Annotated in this window: 1 protein-coding gene and 1 pseudogene; both read right to left on the bottom strand. The window is 69.6% G+C overall.

Going from position 1 to position 1,176, the window contains the following annotated elements; all coding sequences use genetic code 11:
* A pseudogene (locus H5J30_RS36145) lies at positions 1 to 216 on the bottom strand (RNA polymerase sigma factor); the annotation flags it as partial.
* A 450-nt stretch (positions 217 to 666) separates the two neighbouring features.
* The coding region (dnaG, locus tag H5J30_RS34570) for a DNA primase (RefSeq protein WP_508471340.1) at positions 667 to 1,176 on the bottom strand (510 nt) is incomplete at its 5' end.

Below are 1,176 nucleotides of genomic sequence, written 5' to 3'. Positions count from 1 at the left end.
GTCGGGCGCGCCCTCGCGCCCGGCCCGAAGGGAAGTCTTGAGGGTCTGGGTCTGCACGGGGGCGACCTCCAGGGTGGTCACTGCCGGTTCGGGGACGTGGGGCAGCGGAACGGCTGCGGCGTACTCGCCGCCTTCCGTCCCGATCGTGGATAGCGGATCCCTGGCGGCTTGCCGCCCCTTCCGGGCAACACCGCCACGCTCCGAGGACTCAGGCACCGCCCCCAGTGTGGGGTACGACACACGCCTGGCAGTAGGGTCGTGCGACCACAATTTGTGCCCGGCCCGTGACCGGATGGTTACGCAACGGACGAATGCGCACGCTCGGGGCAGCGCAATTCCTCGCACAGCGTGACCCTACGGTCACACTGGTGATTTGACCGCCATGTGCCGCGACGGTCACACTTGGGCCCTCAGTACCCGGAGGGGGGCCGCTGCTCGTGGGGGGGGGATTCTTCAGGCGCTGCGGCAGACACAGCTTGACCAGGGCAAGGTCCTGGAGGCACACAGCAAGGTCCTGGAGGCACACAGCAAGATGCTCTTCGAGCACGGCAAGGTGCTCGGTGTGCTGGTGTCCGGGCAGGTGGCCATCATGGAGCATCTCGGTATGAACCCGCCGGAGGCCGCCGCCGACGGCGACTGACCCGGCGCCGCGTCTCCGCGTCCGCGTCAGAGCGCTGCCGCGCCCCTGCTGCGCAGATCAGCCCGGTACTTCTGCAGCACCTGCACCTCGGCCTGCATCGCCGCGACTTCCTGGCCCGCGGACTCGGAGCTGGCGCGGCGGAACGCGCTGTGTACCTCGGCGATCCGCCGTTCCACGGCCTGCAACCGCACCGCGACGAGCCACAAGCCCGCGTACGCGCGATCGACTTCTCTCGGCCGGAGCTTCGGCATGTCCAGCGGCTCCACCATGAGCTCGCGAATGAGTCGCCTCACCGTGTCGTCCTCGGCGGCCTCCAGCAGCCGGGCGGTGAATTCGGCGTCCGCCCCAGTGGTCCCACCCGCCTCGCGGACGACTTGGCGCACGGCCGCATACGGCTCCGCGGTGAACTCGTCGGTCTCGAACGCATCGAACTCGGGAGACACGTGCCCGGGAAACTGCAACGCCAGCTTCAGCAGCTCTCGCTCCGCCCGGTAGGCCGGCTTCCGCAGATGCAGCTCGGGGCCGCGTGAGGCGGC

Origin of the sequence: Streptomyces phytophilus (genome assembly GCF_013870535.1) — a bacterium.
In the GTDB taxonomy this organism is placed as follows: Bacteria; Actinomycetota; Actinomycetes; order Streptomycetales; family Streptomycetaceae; genus Streptomyces; species Streptomyces phytophilus.
Note: the sequence above shows the minus strand (reverse complement) of the source record. Positions and strands in the feature narration are given on the sequence as shown.